The 22801-nt window shown below is 32.7% G+C and carries 20 protein-coding genes; 13 read left to right on the top strand and 7 right to left on the bottom strand.

Annotated features, from left to right (window positions below):
• Positions 1 to 83: 83 nt before the first annotated feature.
• Positions 84 to 953: an alpha/beta hydrolase gene (locus FJOH_RS12170; protein WP_012024407.1), complete on the bottom strand. Its 870-nt coding sequence runs from the start codon at positions 951 to 953 to the stop codon at positions 84 to 86.
• 215 nt (positions 954 to 1168) lie between these two features.
• The gene (locus FJOH_RS12165) at positions 1169 to 2041 is read right to left on the bottom strand and encodes an AraC family transcriptional regulator (protein ID WP_012024406.1); all 873 of its coding nucleotides are present in this window, start codon (positions 2039 to 2041) and stop codon (positions 1169 to 1171) included.
• Positions 2042 to 2490: 449 nt separating this feature from the next.
• Between FJOH_RS12165 and FJOH_RS12160 the strand changes: the two genes are divergently transcribed.
• The 4 genes from FJOH_RS12160 to FJOH_RS12145 all read left to right on the top strand — a co-directional run bounded on the left by FJOH_RS12160 (position 2491) and on the right by FJOH_RS12145 (position 5460).
• Positions 2491 to 2889, top strand: a complete 399-nt coding sequence (locus FJOH_RS12160) for a T9SS type A sorting domain-containing protein (RefSeq protein ID WP_012024405.1) — start codon at positions 2491 to 2493, stop codon at positions 2887 to 2889.
• A gap of 614 nt (positions 2890 to 3503) precedes the next feature.
• Positions 3504 to 3857: a T9SS type A sorting domain-containing protein gene (locus FJOH_RS12155; RefSeq protein ID WP_012024404.1), complete on the top strand. Its 354-nt coding sequence runs from the start codon at positions 3504 to 3506 to the stop codon at positions 3855 to 3857.
• Positions 3858 to 4288: 431 nt separating this feature from the next.
• A complete protein-coding gene (locus FJOH_RS12150) occupies positions 4289 to 4693 on the top strand; it encodes a secretion protein (RefSeq protein WP_012024403.1) in 405 nt (134 codons plus the stop codon).
• Between the two features lie 380 nt (positions 4694 to 5073).
• Positions 5074 to 5460 (top strand): hypothetical protein, encoded by a 387-nt coding sequence (locus tag FJOH_RS12145; RefSeq protein WP_012024402.1) that lies wholly within the window; start codon positions 5074 to 5076, stop codon positions 5458 to 5460.
• 332 nt (positions 5461 to 5792) lie between these two features.
• Here the strand turns inward: FJOH_RS12145 and FJOH_RS12140 are convergent, their stop codons facing one another.
• On the bottom strand, positions 5793 to 6200 hold the full coding sequence (locus FJOH_RS12140) for a helix-turn-helix domain-containing protein (protein WP_012024401.1): 408 nt from the start codon (positions 6198 to 6200) through the stop codon (positions 5793 to 5795).
• Positions 6201 to 6402: 202 nt separating this feature from the next.
• On the opposite strand from FJOH_RS12140, the gene FJOH_RS12135 reads away from it, so the two are divergent.
• Complete coding sequence (locus FJOH_RS12135) at positions 6403 to 6720, top strand: hypothetical protein (protein ID WP_012024400.1); 318 nt, start codon at positions 6403 to 6405, stop codon at positions 6718 to 6720.
• Positions 6721 to 7160: 440 nt separating this feature from the next.
• Here the strand turns inward: FJOH_RS12135 and FJOH_RS12130 are convergent, their stop codons facing one another.
• Both FJOH_RS12130 and FJOH_RS12125 read right to left on the bottom strand, forming a co-directional pair.
• Positions 7161 to 8678, bottom strand: a complete 1518-nt coding sequence (locus tag FJOH_RS12130) for a reverse transcriptase/maturase family protein (RefSeq protein ID WP_012024399.1) — start codon at positions 8676 to 8678, stop codon at positions 7161 to 7163.
• Between the two features lie 531 nt (positions 8679 to 9209).
• Entirely contained in the window at positions 9210 to 12650 is a 3441-nt protein-coding gene (locus FJOH_RS12125) for a methylmalonyl-CoA mutase family protein (protein WP_012024398.1), read from the bottom strand.
• A 294-nt stretch (positions 12651 to 12944) separates the two neighbouring features.
• Here FJOH_RS12125 and FJOH_RS12120 point away from each other — a divergent pair, with 294 nt between their 5' ends.
• The 8 genes from FJOH_RS12120 (at position 12945) to FJOH_RS12085 (ending at position 21042) form a co-directional block, all read left to right on the top strand.
• Entirely contained in the window at positions 12945 to 14498 is a 1554-nt protein-coding gene (locus FJOH_RS12120; protein ID WP_044048299.1) for a L,D-transpeptidase family protein, read from the top strand.
• 150 nt (positions 14499 to 14648) lie between these two features.
• The gene (locus tag FJOH_RS12115) at positions 14649 to 14990 is read left to right on the top strand and encodes a hypothetical protein (RefSeq protein WP_044048298.1); all 342 of its coding nucleotides are present in this window, start codon (positions 14649 to 14651) and stop codon (positions 14988 to 14990) included.
• 106 nt (positions 14991 to 15096) lie between these two features.
• Positions 15097 to 15513 carry a cytochrome c oxidase assembly factor Coa1 family protein gene (locus FJOH_RS12110; RefSeq protein ID WP_012024395.1) on the top strand — a complete coding sequence of 139 codons (417 nt, stop codon included), beginning with the start codon at positions 15097 to 15099 and terminating at the stop codon, positions 15511 to 15513.
• 32 nt (positions 15514 to 15545) lie between these two features.
• Entirely contained in the window at positions 15546 to 16109 is a 564-nt protein-coding gene (locus tag FJOH_RS12105; protein WP_012024394.1) for a hypothetical protein, read from the top strand.
• A gap of 143 nt (positions 16110 to 16252) precedes the next feature.
• Positions 16253 to 16972: a DUF4197 domain-containing protein gene (locus FJOH_RS12100; RefSeq protein WP_012024393.1), complete on the top strand. Its 720-nt coding sequence runs from the start codon at positions 16253 to 16255 to the stop codon at positions 16970 to 16972.
• Positions 16973 to 17072: 100 nt separating this feature from the next.
• Positions 17073 to 17927, top strand: a complete 855-nt coding sequence (gene purU / locus FJOH_RS12095; protein ID WP_012024392.1) for a formyltetrahydrofolate deformylase — start codon at positions 17073 to 17075, stop codon at positions 17925 to 17927.
• 1114 nt (positions 17928 to 19041) lie between these two features.
• Entirely contained in the window at positions 19042 to 20052 is a 1011-nt protein-coding gene (locus tag FJOH_RS12090; RefSeq protein WP_012024391.1) for an aldo/keto reductase, read from the top strand.
• A gap of 69 nt (positions 20053 to 20121) precedes the next feature.
• The gene (locus FJOH_RS12085; RefSeq protein WP_012024390.1) at positions 20122 to 21042 is read left to right on the top strand and encodes a helix-turn-helix domain-containing protein; all 921 of its coding nucleotides are present in this window, start codon (positions 20122 to 20124) and stop codon (positions 21040 to 21042) included.
• On the opposite strand, the gene FJOH_RS12080 is transcribed toward FJOH_RS12085, so the two are convergent.
• Both FJOH_RS12080 and pyrF read right to left on the bottom strand, forming a co-directional pair.
• A complete protein-coding gene (locus FJOH_RS12080) occupies positions 21039 to 21839 on the bottom strand; it encodes an ABC transporter substrate-binding protein (RefSeq protein ID WP_012024389.1) in 801 nt (266 codons plus the stop codon). The genes FJOH_RS12085 and FJOH_RS12080 overlap by 4 nt on opposite strands.
• Positions 21840 to 21961: 122 nt before the next feature.
• Positions 21962 to 22783 (bottom strand): orotidine-5'-phosphate decarboxylase, encoded by an 822-nt coding sequence (pyrF, locus tag FJOH_RS12075; protein WP_012024388.1) that lies wholly within the window; start codon positions 22781 to 22783, stop codon positions 21962 to 21964.
• Between the last annotated feature and the right edge of the window lie 18 nt (positions 22784 to 22801).

The raw sequence follows: 22801 nt of genomic DNA, 5'->3' as shown, positions 1-22801 counted from the left end.
CTTTTTTAAGGTTTGTACTATAAAGGTATTCCAAAAATCAAACCAAAAAAAATCTTAAGGTTTAAAAATTCGATATTTTTTACCTATTTCTTAGTAACTACTTGATTTTTAAGCAAAATTTTATTGAAGAACAAAACGTGATATGGCAGTGAATTTTCCCAGTAGTCCCAAGTATGCGCACCCGGACGTTCGGTGTAATCGTGTTCTACTTTATTATATACTAATCGGCGGTGCAATTCTCTGTTTGGCTCTATTAGGAAATCATCTACACCACAATCTATAACTAAAGGCAGTTTGTTTGCTTTTATTTTATCGAGCATTCCCATAACAGCGTGCTGTGCGTACATTTCAGAACTATCACTTTTATCTCCAAAAACAGGCTGCATTAATTTTACGACCTGAGCCGATGATTCACGATTAAGCATTGTACCCATATCTACTGCACCGCTCATACTTCCTGCCGCGCAAAATAAATCAGGATGTCTTGTCGAAAGATACAAAGCACCATGCCCTCCCATTGACAGACCTGTAATTACTCTTCCGTTTCTATTACTTATTGTTCGGTAGGTTTTATCTACTTTTTGAATTACTTCCTGTGTAATAAAAGTTTCAAACTGACTTTCTTTATTTACCGGACTATCCAGATAAAAGCTAAAGGTCTCGCCTTCTGGCATTACAATAATAAGATTGTATTGATCTGATAAATTTTGAACGAGTTTTTTGTTTGGCGTATTTTTCAGCCAATCGCTAAAATGTCCGTATGCACCGTGCAGTAAATACATTACTGGAAAAGCGGTTTTACTTTTAGCATAAGAATTTGGCAAAACAACTGCAGCTTTGTAAGTTTTACTCATGGCTGCACTTGCAATTTGTAAAGTGTCTACTTTTGCTGCGTATGACATTGACGAAAGACACAGAAAAACGGCGAATAGTAAAATTTTAAGGTTTTTCATTTTGATAGTTTTTTTCGATTAAAAGGAATGTAAATATACTTTTTTCCGAATAACTATATGAAAAATCTCACTGATTTTCTAAGAACAAAGCCCCTCGATTTTTTGTCACAGATTACACAGGTTGAAATGATTTTTCTTTAGCAACAGAAAAGCCTCGAATTCAATGAATTAAATTCATGAATTCGAGGCTGATAAAATTTAACCTTTAACAAATATTAACTAATTATAATCTTGTGTTCGTGGCGGTATTGCGATGCGCTTTTTCCGGTATATTGTTTAAACGATTTACTAAAGTGGCTGAAATTATTAAAACCGCTTTCATAACAAACCTCGTTTATACTTATTGGTTTTTCGGCCAAAAGTTTTGAAGCATGTACCAAACGATATTCGTTTACAAATTCAGTAAATGTTTTATTAGATATTTTTTTAAAATAACGACAAAACGAAGGAGTTGTCATACTTACCAGGCTGGAAACCTCGTCGATAGCGATAGACTGCTGAAAATTATCTTTTACATAATTAAAAACAACATTCATACGATCGTTATCTTGAGTTTGAAGCTCCATTGCAAAACCATCTGCATTCAGCATTGTGTATTCTTCAGATGAATCTAACTCATCCAAAATACTTAAAAGTGTAAGCAGACGTTCGAACGGAAGCTGATGCTCCATCATTTCTATTTTCTTTCCAATTTGTTTTTTTGTTTCGCCTCCAAAAGCAATTCCGCCTTTTGACTGACTCAAAACATTTTGAATCTTTCTCATTTCCGGTACTCCAAAAAAGCCATTCCCCAAAAACTCAGGTTTAATATGAATAACCGTTTCGTTTACGTTTCCCGTTTGTTCATTCGTAAAACCGCAATGCGGCAAATTAGAGCCTATCAAGATCAAACTACCATTTGTGTAATAGGAAACATGGCTTCCTATTTGTCTTTTTCCTGCCCCGCCGTTTATATAAACCAACTCAATCTCAGGATGATAATGCCATAAATGAGCTTTGCTATTGGTCTTTTCGGCGTGTTTCGTGTAGGTAAAAGAACTTCCGTATGAGTTAGTTATCACTTCAAGAGCTGGGGCAATTGTTTTCATGATAAATCCTTTTAAAAAATAATAGCAAATTTAACAAAAATACCTAATATAATTTAAAAATTAACCTACAACGGTTTCGCAAATGAGAATTTTTCATCAAAATAAGCAAAAAGCCAAACTTTAATCAATCGCAAAATGCCCGTTTTTTAAACGACCAATATTTTTTTTCCTGATTTTTTTAATATATCGTATTAAATCGACCTTTTTTATAGACATTTATTATTTCTGTAAGAATATTGGAAGTTTTAAAAAATCTTAACATTTAAAAATATTTGAAAAATAATAGCTGAATTAACAAAAACACCTAAAAAAAATCAAATTTTAACCTATAACGGTTTCGTAAATGAGAATATAGCACATAAATTGGAAAATAGAGTTGATATAAAAACAATACAGTCATAGTAATTTTACATCAGAGAATTAGAGATATAATTTAAAAAACAAATACTATGAAAAAGATTGTAAAATTAAGTTTAGTATGTGCGGTGCTTTTATCAGGTTTCAGTACTTATGCGATTGATGGAAATGAGGACTTTAATCTTCATGTATTAAAAAACGGAAAAAATATCACTTTTGGTCTTAATCAAGTACAAAGAGCAAAATTGGCTATATACGATAAAGAAGGTACATTATTCTATTCTGAAATTGCTTCAGGTAAAGATGGAATTTTAAGAACTTTCAACTTACAGGATTTTCCTGATGGAGTTTACTTTTTAGAAGTTGAAGACAACGCTAAAAAAGTAAGATACGAAATCAACGTAAATAATGAAGTTACAACTTTATCTTCAAAAGCAATATCATCAGTTTACAAAACAACTGAAAAAAATACAAGCGTAGCAGTACGCTAAACAAGTTATACTTCTCATAAGTATAAAACTAAGGTTAGATAGTTAGTAAAGTTAAAAACGTAAGTTTTAAAACAGCTCTTTGTGGTTATTGGGCTGTTTTTTTTTGCTCTAAACTTTTCTAAATTTTGTATTTAATCTTATTTCATACCTATATATTATAGTAGTTTTAATTTCACGCAGTCTCAACAATCATTGTCATTTCGACGTAAGGAGAAATCTTCGCAAGTAACTCCGTAACGAAATTCTAATCTTTGTCGAGTTTCTCGTGGAGATTTCTCTTCCGAAGCCTCGGGATCGAAATGACAAAAACACGCATAATAACTTCAAAAATGAACTTTAATCAAAGTTTATTTAATACCTAAATTCCTTTTCAATCCTCTGTCTCTTTTTCTCTTTGAACCTCTGCCTCTTTACCTTTCCGGAAAAAGCAAAAACCTTGAAAAATAACAACTGAATTAACGAAAACGATAAAGATAATTCAAATTTTAACCTATAACGGTTTCGTAAATGAGAATACAGCATCGAAATTGGAAAATAGAGTTGATAAAAAACATATATATCTAAAGTAATTTTACATCAGAGAATTAGAGATAAAAACATTAAAATAAAATAGTATGAAAAAGAATTTAAAATTGAGTTTAGTATGTGCTGTACTTTTATCAGGATTAAGTACTTATGCAATAGACGGAGGTAACGTTTTTAATATGCACGTTATGAAAGCAAATGGTAAAATGATCACTTTTGCTTTAAACCAGGTTCAAAAAGCAAGCATTAGCATATATGACAAAAATGGAAGTTTAATTTATTCTGAAAATGCTTCTGGAAAAGAAGGTATTTTAAGAACATTCAGTTTAGAAGAATTTCCAGAAGGAACTTATTTCCTTGAAATCGAAGACAACAATAAAAAAGCAAGACACGAAATTAAAATTACAAACGAAACTTCTGTTTTGTCTTCAAAAGCACTTTAATAAGCAGATTTCTGCAAACAATATAAACGCACTCATGCGTTGTAAAAATTTATACTCGCATACAGTATAAAAATGAGGTTAGATAGTTAGTAAAGTTTAAAAACGAAAGTTTTAGAAACAGCTCTTTGTGGTTATTGAGCTGTTTTTTTTGTGCTTTACTTTTCGGTAAAAATCAATTAATACAACGACCTGTTTTTTGCATCAAATATTACGAAATTGTAAGATAAAGGTAAATTTACATTTTTGCAAAAACGTTGAAAAATAATAACCGAATTAACCAAAACGATAAATATAATTCAAATTTTAACCTATAACGGTTTCGTAAATGAGAATACAGCATCGAAATTGGAAAATAGAGCAGATACTTTTTTTGTAGTCCTTAAGTAATTTTACATCAGAGAATTAAACTAATAATTTAAAAACTAAGAACTATGAAAAAGATTTTAAAATTGAGTTTAGTATGTGCTGTACTTTTTACAGGAAGTACGTATGCAATTGATGGGAACGAAGATTTTAATCTTCATGTAATAAAAGCAAACGGAAAGCTTATAACATTTGCTCTTAACAGAGTACAAAAAGCAAACCTTGCAATTTACGACAAAGACGGATCTCTAATTTATTCTGAAACTGCTTCAGGTAAAGATGGAATATTAAGAACCTTCAGCTTAGAAGAATTTCCGGAAGGAACTTACTTTTTAGAAGCAGAAGACAATGTAAAAAAAGTTAGACACGAAATTAAAATTACAGATGAGGCTACAGTTTTATCTGCAAAAGCTATTTCGACAGTTTATAAAGCAGGATATGCTGCTAAAAATACAAGCGTAGCAGTGCGCTAAAAAAGTTATACTTCTCATAAAGTATAAATAAGGTTAGATAGTTAGTAAAGTTAAAACTGTGATTGTTTTAAAAACAGCTCTTTGTGGTTATTGAGCTGTTTTTTTATGCTTTTAACCGAAGAAAAAAACTCTCTTTAACTTTTTTGAAAAATTATTCTTAATAATTATTAAAGCCGCTTTTTTTTGTTAAAAAATAATTTTAAAAAAGATAAAACCGCAAGTCCCGTATTTACGTACATAGCGTAGACAAAACACAGAAAAGGTTTTAATTCAGCATTTTAAACCTCAAAAAAGACAGGTTTTTTGATAAAAAATTAAAATTCTATTTGTAGTTTTGACCGTTCCACATTAAGTAATAAAAATAATAATTTAAAAAAAACATGACAAAATTTACCAAGACAGGTTTAGTTGCTGCCTTTTTTTTAGCAACAGTATTTACTTACGCCATTGATGGAAAAGGCGATTACATTTTACACATTCAAACTGGAAACGGAAAAGTAGTCAGCTTTACTTTAGACACAGTTGAAAAATCATCTTTTTCGATCTACGACGAAAACCACAATTTACTTTATGCGGGAGAATCTGCAGCAAACAAATTAGAAGTTTCAAAAACAATAAGCCTGGAAGGTTTTCCTGCCGGAACTTATGTACTTGAAGTAACAGCAAACGACAAAGTTGCGAAACACGAGATTAAAGTTGCTGCTAAAAAGGCAAAAACTGTAAAATTAGACGAAACTGTAAACCATAGTCCAGGATTTCGTCGTTAACCACTTTTTTTGCCCCACAAAAAAATTAGAAAAGCAGCTCTATAAGATGGAGCTGCTTTTTTTTATTTATGATGGATTAAAATCCATCTCTACAATATGCATCGTTTCTTCGGAACTTCCTTAGAACTGTATAACCCCCAATATTGTCATTTCGACGAAGGAGAAATCTCCGTAAGAAGCTCGACAAAGATTGAACTCTTCGCTGCGGAGTTACTTGCGAAGATTTCTCCTTCGTCGAAATGACAAACTGTATAGAATTTTATTCTTTAACTCTCTATCAAAAATAAAAACCTCTCATTTCTGAGAGGTTTTCTATATTTTAAAAATACTAATTATTTCTCTTTTAGCAATTTTTCTAAATATTCTATTTTATCTTTTTCTGACTGAAGCAAACGCTCGTAAAGCTTTTTATTTTCCTCAAAAGATTCTACTAGTTTATCCAATGGATTGAAAGTACAAGTATTATAACTATTAAAATTATTATCTGAATCGTTAAACGTATTAAAATAATTAATCACACCTTCTTCTGAAAAGTTTTTAATTGCTTCTGCTGTTACACCCAATGCTTTTGCAATTGCAATAAGTTTATCTTCATCAATCGTTTCACTATTTTCTAAAATAGAAATCGCCTGTTGATTTGTTCCTAAAGCCTGCGCCAAAGCTTCCTGCTTCATATCACGAAGTTCACGAATACGGCTTATTTTTCGCCCTATATGATTTGGTTTTGTTAGTGTGCTCATAATTCAAAGATAATAATTTAGTGTAAGAATCTGCGAGATGTAAAAAACATATTTAATCGTGTAGTAAACACAAAAAATTGATAGGACACATAAAAATCTATTTCTTCCTTCGCCGAATCAAAACAAAAGTACAATTTTTCTTATAATAATTTATAAAAGCCAAATCGTAAACTAATTATCAAACAAAATAAATATACGCCTTATGGAAACAAATGAACCTGAAATTGTAAAAAACCTAAAACGATTAACTACTCTTTATTTCAAAACCCTAAAACCCAGAACTGACAACTCAAACGAATATTTCGCTCAAATTAAAATTCAAAACCATTTTGAACTCGGCTGTATTATAACCGATTTGCTAAAACTCTGCATTCTCGCACTCGATCATGATATGCACAACGTTCCCGAAAAGAAAAACCAATCTATAAACGTAAGCCTTATTTTAGAAACTGTTCTGCAACTATTTCCTTTAGACGAAATGGAGTTTTTGGGATATGTTGGCGAGATTGCCGGGGAATGATTTTCTTTTTTGTTATTTCAAAACGATATAAACATAGCCCGTGGTTTCAACCACGGGAACGTAATATTGTCTTGCTCGTATTGTGTACCCGTGGTTGAAACCACGGGTTATATCTGATAATTGGATTTTTGTTTTGCTTATGATAATGGATTTTGGTTACGGAATTTCTTTGTCTTGGACGGATTAAAATCCATCCCTACAATATGCTTTGTTCCTTTGGAACTTCTTCAATATTAACCGCAATCTTGTCATTTCGACGAAGGAGAAATCTTCGCAAGAAACTCGACAACAGTGCGTGCTCAGCGCGTAGAGATTTCTCCTTACGTCGAAATGACAAACTTTATAGAATTTTATTTTTTTGCTGGCGCGAGCGTCTCGCTCGTGCATTTCTTTGTGTTCACGAGCGAGACGCTCGCGCTAGCGGGGAAACAAAGAAAATATCATAATCGACTTTCATGATATCTCATCAATCTATGAAAACTTTTCCAAATTTTTTTACTTTGTCTTTTTATGGCATCAGATCTATTTATTGATTTCATGCTATCATTTGCTTTATAAAGATAACTTAAATAATTTCCCCAATAATATTCTTTTGTTTTCAAGTACAATCTTGGATTATCTTTTGATGGGCGAAAAATTAATTTTCTTCTTGCCCCTTTATATGTAAATCTTTTATATAATCTAGATTTGAAAATGTCTCTATCTGGATTTTTACTGTTAATTGCCAAAGATGTAGATTTTTTAAAAGATCTTTTCATTGATCTATAAAACTTAGAGAAACCCGAAGTTTTAACTAAAATTTTTTGCCCATTATATTCAAAACCTAAATACTCTAAAGTTTTATTAAAATTAGGTTCTTTTGTTTTTTCATCTATTTCAAAGCCTAAAAATTTTCCATTTAATTCTTCAAATCTGTAAACCTTAGTTTTACTTTCACTAATTTCTAATTTTACTAAATTCTGAATTCTGTCTCTAACAAACTTAATTATATCATCTTCAAATTCTTGTTCGCAAATAATAATTAAATCATCGCTGTATCTTTGATAAAAACCTTTGTTCGATACAATCTTATCATATACCTCCTGATCAAAATCCATCATATAAACATTCGCTAATGTTGCGCTTATTGGACTACCTTGAGGTATTCCTTTAGTACTATTGGCAGAGATAATAAGATTTAAATTATTCTTTAAAAAATCACTTTTACTACAATAAGCAACAGCATTTTTTTCTTTGAAATATTTATTAGAATTAATTTTTATTCTTTTGTATTCTTTTTTATCTGAATTAGGAATACCTTTTTCCACAATCATAGTTCCAAAATAACTATTAAATAATTGATCTGATTCTACGTATCGTAGGTTTGTAAGTGCTTTAAATACATTAAAATGGCAGTCTGGCAAGGTTTTCTCATTTAGTAGTCTACTCCACTGTTTTTTTAATATTTTATGGTTTAAATTATCAAAAAAAGATGTTACATCTGCAACAATTACACTGAGTTTTTTCTCTTTATTCTTTTCAATATATTCAAAAGTATCTTTCGCAAAATCAATATTACATTTGTTTTTCTCTGAACCCTCAAAAAGGGGAATTTTGCGATAAGCTACGATTGAATTATTGAAATTTTTTAATTTCATCAATTCTTTATAATTTTCACTTAGTAGATAATTGTAATATGAAAATATCAAAGAATCTAAATGAGATGAATAATAAATGTTTCTGATTTTAGGAGTTCCTATAATTCGTCTTCTTTTTCCACTAGGATTTCTGGTATTTGTAGATAAATCAGCACGATATTTTCTTTGAACAATACATTTATGTACTAAGGGTAAAAAACTATGCTTTTTAATGCAGTTTTCATCTTGCACATACCTCTTAATCCATTTATAATCTTTTTGTGTTATTGGTTCTCCAATATGAGGATAACGTTTTAATTTAAACCATTCTTCTATTTCCATATAAAAAAGGAGGGCCAGATTAATAGTAGCAGGTTTAGAATGCACATGCCTTTCGAAGCTTTCACATAAAATGCTATTTCAACACTACTCTCTTCAGGTATCGAAATTGTTATCTTTGTAATAAATCACTTAAACATCATTAAAATGCTTAGAAATAGATTCTTCAGATTCAACCTCAAGAAGCAAACAGCTTTAACACTGTTAGCAACCATTTCTTTACTTCTCTCTATTTATTTAAAGGGAAATTTGGAAATTGGTATTTTCTTTCCCGACTAACGTATATCTTAGAAGGTATTACCGAGTAAAACGTAACATTCTGACCTTCTGGCCCATATTTGATTTCATTTTAAAATATTCTTTTTTCATTTAAAGCATAATCTTTGTTTTGCCTAAATATTAAGAAACTGATATTGAGCAAACATATAAAAAACCTTCCTGAAAAAATTACGGTAAACCGTAAACAATAAAATAAAAACAAAAAAACCTCCCAAAAAATCTTGAGAGGTTTCTTAAATCTATAAAAAGTAAATTCTACATATTCCTTCTATACTGCCCTCCCACTTCAAACAAAGCCGAAGTAATCTGACCTAAAGAACAAACCTTTGTTGCTTCCATTAAATGGTCGAATAAGTTTTCATTTTTAATAGCGGCTTGCTGTAACGTATTTAAATGCTCGTTTACTTTTGCTTCGTGGAAATTATGCAAGTTATCCAGCATCGTAATTTGATACTGTTTTTCTTCTTCTGTAGCACGAATAACCTCAGCTGGAATTACGGTTGGCGAACCTTTTGAACTCAGGAACGTATTTACACCCACAATTGGGAAATCGCCGTTGTGTTTTAAGGTTTCGTAATACAAGCTTTCTTCCTGAATTTTAGAACGTTGGTACATGGTTTCCATTGCGCCAAGAACACCGCCACGTTCTGTAATTCTGTCGAATTCCTGAAGAACTGCAGCTTCAACTAAATCGGTTAATTCTTCGATGATGAACGAACCTTGAATTGGGTTTTCGTTTTTCGCTAAACCTAATTCTTTATTAATAATCAACTGAATTGCCATAGCACGACGCACAGATTCTTCTGTTGGCGTTGTAATCGCTTCGTCGTAAGCATTTGTATGCAATGAATTACAGTTATCGTAAATGGCATACAAAGCCTGCAAAGTCGTTCTAATATCGTTAAAATCAATTTCCTGCGCGTGTAATGAACGTCCAGAAGTTTGGATATGATATTTCAGCATTTGTGCTCTTTCGTTGGCTCCGTATTTATTTTTCATGGCTTTTGCCCAAATTTTACGTGCCACACGACCAATAACCGAATATTCTGGATCTACTCCGTTTGAGAAGAAGAATGATAAATTCGGACCAAAATCGTTGATGTTCATGCCGCGGCTCAAATAATATTCCACATAAGTGAAACCATTTGAAAGCGTAAATGCCAATTGCGTAATTGGATTTGCTCCCGCCTCGGCAATATGATATCCTGAAATCGAAACCGAATAGAAATTACGAACGTTTTTAGTAATAAAATATTCCTGAACGTCGCCCATTAATCGCAAAGCAAATTCGGTTGAAAAAATACAAGTATTCTGCGCCTGATCTTCTTTTAAAATATCAGCCTGAACTGTTCCACGAACTTGAGCTAACGTTTTTACTTTTATTTCGTTATACACTTCCAAAGGTAAAACCTGATCTCCCGTAACTCCCAAAAGCATTAATCCTAAACCGTTGTTTCCGGCAGGAAGTTCACCTTGGTATTTCGGTCTTTCGATTCCTTTATCTTTATATAATTTGTTGATTTTAGCTTCAACTTCTTTTTCTAAATCATTTGCTTTGATGTAAATCTCACATTGCTGATCGATTGCGGCATTCATAAAGAAACCCAACAGCATTGGCGCAGGCCCATTAATCGTCATACTTACCGAAGTTAAAGCATGAACCAAATCGAAACCTGAATATAGTTTTTTAGCATCATCTAAACAGCAGATTGAAACCCCTGCATTTCCGATTTTTCCGTAAATATCTGGACGTAAATCTGGATCGTTTCCGTACAAAGTTACGCTGTCAAAAGCCGTAGATAGACGTTTTGCAGGCATTCCTGCGCTTACATAATGAAAACGTTTGTTGGTTCTTTCTGGTCCGCCCTCGCCCGCAAACATTCTCGACGGATCTTCGCCTTCACGTTTAAACGGATATAATCCAGAAGCAAAAGGAAATTCTCCAGGAACATTTTCCTGTAAATTCCAACGCAAGATATCGCCCCAACCTTCATATTTAGGCAAAGCAATTTTCGGAATCTGTAAATGCGATAAACTTTCAGAATGCGTTGCAATCTTGATTTCTTTATCACGAACTTTAAACGAGTAAACCGGATTTTTATATTTGGCTACTTTTTCATCCCAATTCAGGATAATTTCCCAATTGTACGGATCTAAATCCATTTTTACTTTATCAAACTGATTTAGTAAAAGATTTAAAAAGATTCTGTTTTCGTCGTGCTCTGCGATTCCGCTTGGTAAAACTGTAGAATCGTCAATTCCTGCTTTTGTAATCTGCGGTACTTTTCCAGAAACCGATTCGATGGTTTTGAAAATTCCGTATAGTTTTTGAGCGACTTTTTGCTGCGAAAGTGCGATTTCATCATAAGATCTGTTATTCTCTGCAATTTCAGATAAATAACGTGTTCTTCCCGGCGGAATCACGAAGATTTTCTCGCTCATTTCTTTAGTGATTTCAAAAGTCGATTTCAAATCTGAAGCCGTTTTTTCAACCACTTTATCCATAATCGCTTTATAAAGCGTGTTCATTCCAGGATCGTTAAACTGTGAAGCAATCGTTCCGAAAACTGGCATTTCATCAGGATTTTTATCCCAAAGATTATGGTTTCTTTGATATTGTTTTTTTACATCGCGTAAAGCGTCAAGTGCGCCGCGTTTATCAAATTTATTTAAAGCCACTAAATCGGCAAAATCAAGCATGTCGATTTTTTCCAATTGTGTTGCCGCTCCAAATTCTGGTGTCATTACATATAAGGATACATCAGAATGATCCATAATCTCGGTATCAGACTGACCAATTCCCGAAGTTTCCAGAATAATCAAATCGTATTTTGCTGCTTTTAAAACCTGAATCGCTTCGGCTACATATTTAGACAAAGCCAAATTTGACTGACGTGTCGCCAGCGAACGCATATACACACGAGGATTATTAATGGCATTCATACGGATCCTGTCTCCTAAAAGTGCTCCTCCCGTTTTTCTCTTAGAAGGATCGACAGAAACTAATCCGATTGTTTTTTCTGGAAAATCAATTAAAAATCGGCGAACCAATTCGTCAACCAAAGATGATTTTCCTGCTCCTCCTGTTCCTGTAATTCCCAAAACCGGAATTTTAGAACTTGCATTACTTTCGTGAATTTTATCAAAAACTGGTTTTGCAATTTCAGGGAAATTTTCTGCAGAAGAAATCAAACGGGCAATTGCCGTTGGGATTTTATTTTCGATATGATCGATTTCTCCGTTTAGTTTATCTCCAATAGGAAAATCAGCACGCTGTACCAAATCATTAATCATTCCCTGAAGTCCTAAAGAACGTCCGTCGTCTGGAGAATAAATTCTTGTAATACCATATTCGTGTAATTCTTCAATTTCGCTTGGCAGGATCACTCCGCCCCCGCCCCCGAAGATTTTAATATGTCCCACTCCTTTTTCGCGAAGCAGATCATACATATATTTAAAGTATTCATTGTGTCCGCCTTGGTAAGAAGTCATGGCAATTGCATTGGCATCTTCCTGAATTGCGGTATTTACAACTTCTTCTACACTTCGGTCATGCCCCAAATGTATTACCTCTACACCGGTTGACTGAATGATACGGCGCATGATATTAATGGCTGCATCATGTCCGTCAAAAAGCGAAGCCGCTGTGACAATTCTTACTTTATTTTTAGGAATATATGGTATTTGCTGTTCCATTTTATGAATATGATAATTTTAAGCGACCAATTTACAAAATATTTTAATATTTGTTTATACTTCTCTATTTATGTTTTCCAAAATATATCGATTTCGTTGACTTATAGGGTAACAATTTCGCTAACTAGCTGATATAGTTAAAGAAAGCTTAAAGACATGGCAATTTCGCAACATTTAAATAAAATCAATAAACATGTTTCGCCGCTTCCTAAAGTAATTTAGCAATGTAGAAAAGGCCCCAGATTTTTACCCAAAACTTGAAATCTAAGTAGTAACGTAAAAATTTAAATGAAAATGAAAACTTTATATTCACTAAGCATTATTTTAGCTCTAAGTTTTAGCGTCGTATCTTTTAGTAAATATGAAAGCACCGATACTAAAGAGCATAAATCTAACACCTCAATCTTTTACAATTCAGATAATGATGCTGTAAAAGAAAGCGTTTCAAATGAATTCTTCAAAAAATATACTGATTTAAAAAAGTATAAATCTGAAGTAATGTCATTATACAAAAACAGAACTCTGGGAACTATTTGGTTTGATGAAGATGAAATCAACGAATTTGGTTCTGTATTGTATGAAAAAGCAAAAAAAACAAACGATTTGGTTATTCCATACCAAAAAGAAATCGACCAGCTTTTTGATTCTTCATCAGAAAATAACATTTCTAAAACTGATGCGGATATGCTTTTAAGCTCTTTGTATGTTCTATACGCCAAAAAAAGCAATTCAGACAAGAAAAAATTGTCTTATGATGCCATGCTGAAAGATTTTTTAAATTACAGCACAATCGAAGAAGCTACTGCAAAAGTTGAAGATGATGGAAATCTTTATGACCAATATTACAAACTGCAAGGTGTTTTAAAACAATACAAAAAACTTGAAAAATCAAGTAAATGGAAACCTATTGTTGCAGAAACTCCTTATAAAGATTTGCGACCTGATGCTGTTTCACCTACTATCGCTCAGGTTAGAACCCGTTTGTATTTATTGGGCGATTTAAAACAAGATTCTAAAAGCGATTTTTATGATCGTGAACTAATGGACGGCGTTATGAAATACAAAGTTCGTAACGGTTTTAAACCAAATTATATTTTAGCAGAAGAACATATTAAAGAAATGAATATTCCAGTTTCGGATAAAGTAAAAACTTTGATGCTTAACATGGAAAGAATTCGCGCTATTTCTCCAGAATTAGTCAACAATGACGAATATGTTCTGGTAAATGTGCCTTCGTATGAATTGATTTATGTTAAAAACGGAAAAATAGAATTAACATCAAGCGTTTTTGTTGGTTCTCCTTTAACTAAAACTACCATTTTTAACGGGCAGATTGACAGAATCGTTTTTAGTCCGTATTGGACAGTACCTCAAAGTATTGTTCAAAATGAGTTAAGATCTAAAATTGCTGCAGATCCAAATTACCTTGCAGAAAAAAATATGGAAATGGTAAACGGACAAGTACGACAAAAACCAGGTCCTGATAACTCTTTAGGTTTGGTTAAATTTATGTTTCCAAACTCAGACGATATTTACATGCACGATACGCCTTCTAAAACTTTATTCGATTTCGAAAAAAGAACTTTCAGCCACGGTTGTATTAACGTAAAAATGGCCAAAGAATTAGCCGTTGCCATGCTGAAAGATTATCCTGAATGGACTCAGGCAAAAATTGATAAAGCTATGGAAGGTAAAGTAGAAAGCAGTTTTAAACTTTCTAAAAAAGTGCCAATCTATATCACTTATTTTACCTCTTTGGTAAATGAAAACGGTCAAATTGGTTTCTTTCAGGATGTTTATGAAAAAGATGCTGAGTCAGCTCCGCAGACTGCTCTTACTGTCAATTAATTTATTCAGAACACAGAATATATCGGAAACTCATTTAGTTGGGTTTCCGATTTTTTTTCTCCTAAAAATTAACCTTAATTTATTATTTTTAAAACTTTTAGGAGCAAAAAAATGGTTTACTTTTTTAGAACTTTGCAAAAATTTTTAGCCATGAAAACCAATAATACAGAAGGTCTAACAATGTTTGAAATAAACGTATTAGTACAACAGGGCGGACGATTTGTAGTTTTTCCGAATACTATTTCAAAACTTTTTAAAAAATTTAAACGTTCTAATATTTATTTTGTTCGTCCCGAAGAAAATACGTTTAAATATGCCTTAAAACACTTCTTTTTAAATTTAACCGTCAGCTGGAAAATGTTCCCATTAGGGCCAGTCTATGTCGTGAAATCTTTGTATTATTTAATAAAAGGCGGAAAAGATTATACACAGACAATTCTTGAAGATTTAAACCAAAAGAATCCAGTCTATAATCCTGATATGATTTTTTAAAGTATAATTAAAATCTTTTTTTAGCAGGTAATTAAACTTCTAAGATTAAGAAGAATAATTGTATATTTCGGGCTTATAAAATTTTCTAAACTAAGCCTTTTTAACTATGCAAAACGATCATCAGCCTCAAAAAAATTGGTGGGACAGAAACTGGAAATGGTTCGTTCCAACCGGATGTTTAGGTCTTCTTACTCTTTTTGGCCTTTTCATTGCCGGAATATTTTTTGGCGTTACCTCAATGATGAAAGATTCTGATGCTTATAAAGAATCTATAGCTGCCGCTCAAAACAATAAATTAGTGATTGAAAAACTAGGAAGTCCAATTGAAACTGACGGAATGGTTTCTGGCAATATCAGCACGGCAAATAATAGTGGTAATTGCAATTTAGAAATTCCGCTCAAAGGTCCAAAAGGAAAAGGAACTTTGTTTGTTACAGCAGAAAAAAGAGGAAAGTGGAAATACAGTGAACTAACTGTTTACATTGAAAAAACCGAAGAAGAAATAGATTTACTGCAGAAATAAAAAATCTATTGAACCAAACAACAATCTCATAAATGAAATCTTTTTTCTTTCTATTCGCCGGGCTTTTCCTGTGCGTTTCTTCATTTGCACAATCTGCGGGAAATTACCAAGTTTATATTGATCGAATTAAACAGTTCTCAAAACCTGTGAGAGTTTTGCGCAACGATGTGGATGCTCAGGGAAATGGCTCTATTGAATTTACAAATCAAAAAAATCAAATACTTCGTTTTAGATTGTCTGATAACAAACTTCAAAAAGGAGTATGCAGCATTGCTTTTGAAATCTATTATTATGAAAATAATTATTTAAGAAAAATTGAATCTCTTGACAGCAATGGAAATTTAATTGGCTGTAAACTAAAACTAAAAGAAGAAGCCGTAATAGAATTCACAATCGAAAAACCTGCTTTGTACTTAAAGAAAAAGAAACTAATTGATGATGCCGAAGGAAATATCGAAATGAAAGATGATTCGAAAGAAAAAATTATTCGTGTTCGATATTTTGATGCTGCTAATAGACCAATAATGCAGTTACAGCCTGATTACATTTCAAGCAAATCGTACTGGGATTATACTATTCGAATGTCCTGGCCCTAGATAAGTTGTTAAGAAACTGCAATTCTAAGCTGCTAAAACTTGTGATGTTAAGTTTACAACAAAATGTTAGTTCGCTTTAAATAAAATTGTGGCTTTGTTTTTGAATAAGTAGTATTTTTGAAACTTAAACAAATCCCCTACTAATGAAAAAGATTTTACTATTAGCCGTAACATTTTCACTTACTTCTTGTGCGCAGGTACAACAAACTCTAAATCAATTACCTCAGCTGTCATCTCAGATTCCTGGAGTTGGAGGTGTTGACATTGCTTCTGGACTAAAAGAAGCCCTTAATAAAGGAATTACTGAACAAGTGAGTAAATTAACCGCTGTAGACGGCTTTTATAAAAATGAAGCTGTAAAAATTTTAATGCCGGAAGAATTACAAAAAGTTGATGCCACTTTACGTAAAGTAGGTTTGAGTTCTCTTGCTGATGAAGGAATTAAAATGCTGAACCGCGCTGCCGAAGATGCGGTAAAAGAAGCAACTCCAATATTTGTTTCGGCTGTAAAAAATATGTCGTTTACAGATGCTAAGAACATCTTATTAGGAAACGACAGCGCTGCAACAAGTTATTTACAAGGAAGCACCACAACTGCTTTATACGGAAAATTTAATCCGGTAATTAAAAGTTCTTTTGAAAAAGTAGGTGCCGATGTAGTCTGGACAAAAATCATTAACAAATACAACACAATTCCATTAGTTAAAAAAGTAAATCCAGATTTAACTGATTATACGACAACTCAGGCTTTATCTGGTGTTTTTAAAATGATTGCTGTTGAAGAAAAAGAAATCCGTAACAATATCAGTGCAAGAACAACGCCTTTATTAAAAAGCGTTTTTGCAATGCAGGACGGAAAATAGTTTTTTTCTGAAGTTACAAAGGAACAAAGTTACAAAGGGGCAGAGAAACCTTTGTAACTCTGAATCTTTGCAACTTTGTCACTAACCAAAATAACCAAAAATGCAAAAAATAACCATTCTTATTCACTGTAAAGACCAAAAAGGTATTATTGCTGCAGTGACTACTTTTATTGCGAGAGTAGAAGGAAATATTATGTACATCGACCAGCACGTTGATGTGGAGCAAAATGTATTTTTTATGCGATTGGAATGCGAATTCGCCAATCATAAAATTACCATTGAAAGCTTAAAAGAAGAATTTGATAAAACCCTCGCCGCTGATTTTAATATGTCATGGGATTTGTACAATCAGGAACAAAAACCAAAAATGGCATTGTTTGTTTCTAAATACGATCATTGCTTGTTTGATATTTTAGGAAGATACAGCGCGGGCGAATTAAATGTAGAAATTCCGGTTATCATAAGTAATCATAATGATTTAAGATCGATTGCAGAACGTTTTGACATTCCGTTTCATTGTGTGCCTTTTACAAAAGACAATAAGGAAGAAGGTGAAGCCAAACAAATTGAACTATTAAAGCGATATGAAATCAACTTTATTGTTTTGGCGCGCTATATGCAGATTATTACGCCAAAATTGATTGAACTTTACGAAAATAGAATTATAAATATCCACCATTCATTTTTACCTGCTTTTCCGGGTGCTAAGCCCTATCACTCAGCTTTTAAACGCGGAGTAAAAATTATTGGGGCAACAAGCCACTACGTAACCGAAGAATTAGACGAAGGCCCAATTATTGAACAGGATATTGCCAGAGTTTCTCATATTCACTCTGTTGAAGATTTTATCATGAAAGGCCGTGACTTAGAACGTATCGTTCTGGCAAGAGCTATAAAATTACATTCTGAGAGAAAAACAATGGTTTACAGTAATAAGACAGTTGTTTTTTCTTAAAGGTTCAAAGGGACAAAGGTTTTTCTTTACCTAAAAAGACTTCGACTTCGCTCAGTCTGACAATAAAATTAAACCCGACAGGTTTTTAAAACCTGTCGGGTTTATTATTTAAATAATTCTGAAACTTAGTCCCTTAGCATCTCAGAATCTTAGCATCTTTTTATCTGGCTGCAATTGCCAATCCAGGGTCATTAAAAGCATTTACTTCATGAACACCAGACATGCATTCTTCTTTCTGGAATTACTTCAGGGTCAAAAATGCGCCATCTTTTCTAAAACCAAAAATCTTAACTTATGGTCAACAAAGTAATAACAAAACCTTAACAGCATAAGATTGATATATGTCGGACATTTGTAATGTAATAAACTGGTTATTTATTATTTTGGTTTTGGTTAGTTAAATGATGCCGGCGTCTTCGAGATGCCGGCATTCTTTTTTTATAATCTTTTGTTTCAGGTTAACTTATTTTGAACATAATTTTAACCGCAAAGAACGCTAAGCTTTATGTAAAAACTTTGCGAACTTTTGCGCTAATCTTAGCGTTCTTTGCGGTTAAAAAGTACAATCCAAAAGAAACTTCAACTGCAATTTTTAAACATTAACTTATATCCAACAAAGTAATAACAAGATCTTAACAGCATAAGATTGATATATGTCGGACATTTGTAATGTAATAAACTGGTTATTTATTATTTTGGTTTTGGTTAGTTAAATAATGCCGGCGTCTTCGAGATGTCGGCATTCTTTTTTTATATAAGTTTAGTTTCAGGTTTTCTTTGTTTCAAGCTGCTTTACTTTGAGCATATTTTACAGCAAAGAGCGCAAAGTTTTTTTCTCAAGAGGTTTTGTATACAAACGCAAAGTTCGCAAAGCTTTGTGTAAAAAACTTTGCGAACTTTGCGTTCCCGATAGCTATCGGGATTGCGCTCTTTGCGGTTAAGCACATATATCAATAACTTGACACAAAATTTTGTCTACTTACTATAACAAAGAAAACCTAAAAACAAAAAATACTCATTTTGGATACAACTACACGAGATTTAGATACTTTATAAAAGTAATACTGACGGATCTTTGCTAAATCAATTTTGATTTAAAATTAAAACAGTAATTATGAGTACTATCAAAAAAGTTAATTTAGGAAATCAGGGACTTGTTGTTCCCAATATTGGTTTAGGCTGCATGGGAATGAGTCAGATTGCAGGAAATGATATTTATGGTAAAGCAAACGAAACTGAATCTATAAAAACAATTCACCACTCACTCGAGCTAGGCGGTAATTTTTTAGATACAGCAGATTTATATGGTCCGCTGGCAAATGAAAGATTAATTTCAAAAGCTATAAAAGGAAATCGTGATGCTTACATAATTGCTACAAAATTCGGTTTTGAGATTAATGACAATGAAGAACTTACCTGGCAGTTTAATGGCAAAAAAGAATATGTAAAAAAAGCAGTAGAACGTTCTCTTAAAAATCTTGGAACAGATTATATCGATTTATACTACCTGCACCGTGTTGATCCTAATACTCCAATAGAGGAAACAGTTCAGGCAATGTCTGATTTGGTAAAAGAAGGAAAGGTTGGTTATATTGGTCTTTCTGAGGTTTCTTCTGAAACCATTAGAAAAGCGCACAACATTCACCCTCTAACGGCAGTTCAAAGTGAATATTCCCTTTTTGAAAGAAGTATTGAAGAAGACGGAATTATAAAAACATTACAAGAGCTTCAAATTGGTGTAGTAGCTTATTCGCCTCTGGGAAGAGGTTTTATTTCGGGAGAAATAAAACATCCGGATGACTTAGCCGAAAATGACTTTAGAAGATCAATTCCTCGTTTTCAAGGAGAACAATTTTATAAAAACATTGAACTTTTAAATGAAATAAAACTTATCGCCGACGAAAGAAAAATTACTGCTTCGCAATTGGCTTTAGCATGGGTTGCTTCTAAAGGATTTTTAGCCATTCCTGGTACAAAGCGAGTAAAATATGTAGAGCAAAATATCGAGGCCGCTCAGCTTGTCCTGACTACTGAAGAGTTGAACAGATTGGAAAACATTATTCCTCTAGGAACGATTACCGGAAATCGTTATGATGAATCTGGAATGAAATCTGTTAATCTATAAGAAATCAGAAAAAAAATCTACAGGAAAAGTTATCTTTATGACAGCTTTTCCTGTATTAAACCTAAAGCGATGAAGAAAGAAGATCATACTCCGTATAACATTACCTCTATTTCAGAATTACATCAATTGTTACAAATTCCAAAACCAGATCATCCTTTGGTAAGTTTTGTGAATATGAGAGATATAAGTTGTCAATTTGATAATAATTTAAAGAGTGTGATTTATAACTTCTATACGATTTCGATAAAAAGAGGATTTAAAGGAAAAATGAGATACGGTCAAAATTATTATGATTTTGATGAAGGAGTTATGACATTTATGGGGCCAGGCCAAGTTATTTCTACAGAAGTGCCAATGGATTCTTCGGTATCTGGCTCAATGTTAGTCATTCATCCTGATTTTATTCAGAATTATGCTTTGGCAAAAAAAATAAAAGAGTACGGATATTTCTCTTATGCTGTTAATGAGGCATTGCATCTTTCAGAAAAAGAAGAAACAATGATTACAGGAATTATGCAGAATATCGAACAAGAGTACCTGTCTTCTATTGATGCTTTCAGTCAAGATGTAATGGTTTCTCATATTGAACTGCTTCTTAATTATTGCAATCGTTTTTACAACCGACAGTTTATTACCCGAAAAAATGCAAACAATACGCTTTTAACTAAACTGGAACTTCTTCTTTCTGAATATTTTGAAAGTGATAAAGTTGAGAAATTAGGATTACCAACTGTCGCGTATATTTCAGAACAATTAAATGTTACGCCAAATTATCTCAGCGATATGCTGCGCTCGCTGACCGGACAAAGCACACAGCATCATATTCATAATAAAATTATTGAAAAGGCAAAAGAACTTCTTACCACAACTACCCTGAGTGTAAGTGAAACTGCTTATAAATTAGGTTTCGAATATCCGCAATCTTTTAATAAACTTTTCAAAAGTAAAACCGACCTTTCACCTTTAGAATTTAGAAATTCATTTAATTAATTTTTCAACCTTTCGTGAAGTAATTTAAAATACGAGAAAGCCTTTAACAATCGGCTGCCGTGCCAAGAGAACATTTCTCCGTCGACGAAAATGGTTTTGGCGTGATGCGTAAATCTTCCTATTTCAAAAGCATCTTCTTCTTTAAAAGGGTACGGTTCTGAAGAAAGAAAAACAATATCCGGATCGCCTTCTAAGCGCATTTTTTTGAGTTCTATTTCAGGATAACGTCCTTTGTCTTCGTAGATATTTTTAAAATGATTCAGCTTTAATAATTCATTTATATAAGTATCGTTTCCTGCAACCATGTACGGATCTTTCCAAATAAAATAAGCTGCCTTTTTGATTTCAATATCTTGAATGTATTTTTTGAAATCGCTCAAGGCGAAAGTCAGTTTATCATTCCATTTCTGCGCTTCGGTTCTGCAATTGAACAACTGACCAAAATCTGAAATCATCTGAAAATTATCTTCTATAGAAATAATATTTGTAACCCAAACCGGACAAATTTCCTTTAATTGGTTTACAATTTCTTCTGTGTTTTCTTCTTTATTGCAAATAATAATATCCGGTTCAAGAAGTTTTATTTTTTCGAAATGAATTTTCTTCGTTCCGCCTACAATCTTTTTGGTAGATTTAAAATGAAACGGATGAACGCAAAACTTTGTAATTCCGATGATTTTCTCTTCTAAGCCTAAATCATACAATAATTCGGTTTGAGAAGGTACAAGCGAAATAATTCGTTTTGGAGCAGTTTCAAAAGAATGTAAAGCACCAAGCTGGTCTTTTAGTTGTTTCATTATTTAGATTTTTTTTTAACCGCAAAGTTCGCAAAGATTTACGCGATGAACGCAAAGTTTTTCTTTGCGAACCTTGCGAAAAACCTTAGCGAACTTTGCGGTTAATCTATTTATAAAGTTATTTAAAACTTAGAATCAATAATCTCAGCCATTTCCTGCTGTACTTTCAAAGCTTCTTCCCTGGCCTTTTCAGCAAAGTCAGTTCCTTTTGAAGCGTATATAATAGCTCTTGCAGAATTTACTAAAAGTCCAATTTTATCATTCATTCCGTATTTGCATACTTCAGACAAGCTTCCGCCCTGTGCTCCAATTCCCGGAACTAATAAAAAACTATCTGGAACAATTTTTCTTATATCAGCAAAATATTCTGCTTTTGTAGCACCCACTACATACATTAAATTTTGGCTGTTTTTCCACGTTTTAGACGTTTCCAAAACTTGTTTGTATAATTCTGTTCCGTTTGTATTTAAAGTCTGAAAATCGAAAGCGCCTTCGTTAGAAGTCAGTGCCAGCATAATGGTATGTTTGTTTTCGAAAGCCAGAAAAGGTTCAACAGAATCTTTTCCCATATAAGGAGCAACGGTTACACTGTCAAAATTTAAATCTTCAAAAAAAGCTTTTGCATACATGCTTGAAGTATTTCCGATATCACCGCGTTTTGCATCGGCAATCGTAAAAATATCAGGATAATTTTCGTTGATGTAATTGATCGTTTTCTGCAGAGACATCCATCCTTTGATTCCATAAGCTTCAAAGAAAGCCGTATTAGGTTTGTAGCCAACAGTTAAATCGTGAGTAGCATCGATTATGGCTTTATTAAATTCGAAAATAGGATCTTCGGTTTCTAATAAATGAGCTGGAATTTTGCTTAAATCAGGATCTAAGCCAACGCATAAAAATGATTTTTTTTGAAGAATTTGTTCGTGTAGTTGTTGTGTTGTCATATTAGTTTTTTAGAACTT

It is taken from the genome of Flavobacterium johnsoniae UW101, assembly GCF_000016645.1.
GTDB classification, from domain to species: domain Bacteria; phylum Bacteroidota; class Bacteroidia; order Flavobacteriales; family Flavobacteriaceae; genus Flavobacterium; species Flavobacterium johnsoniae.
This window is presented reverse-complemented; position numbering and strand designations above follow the sequence as displayed.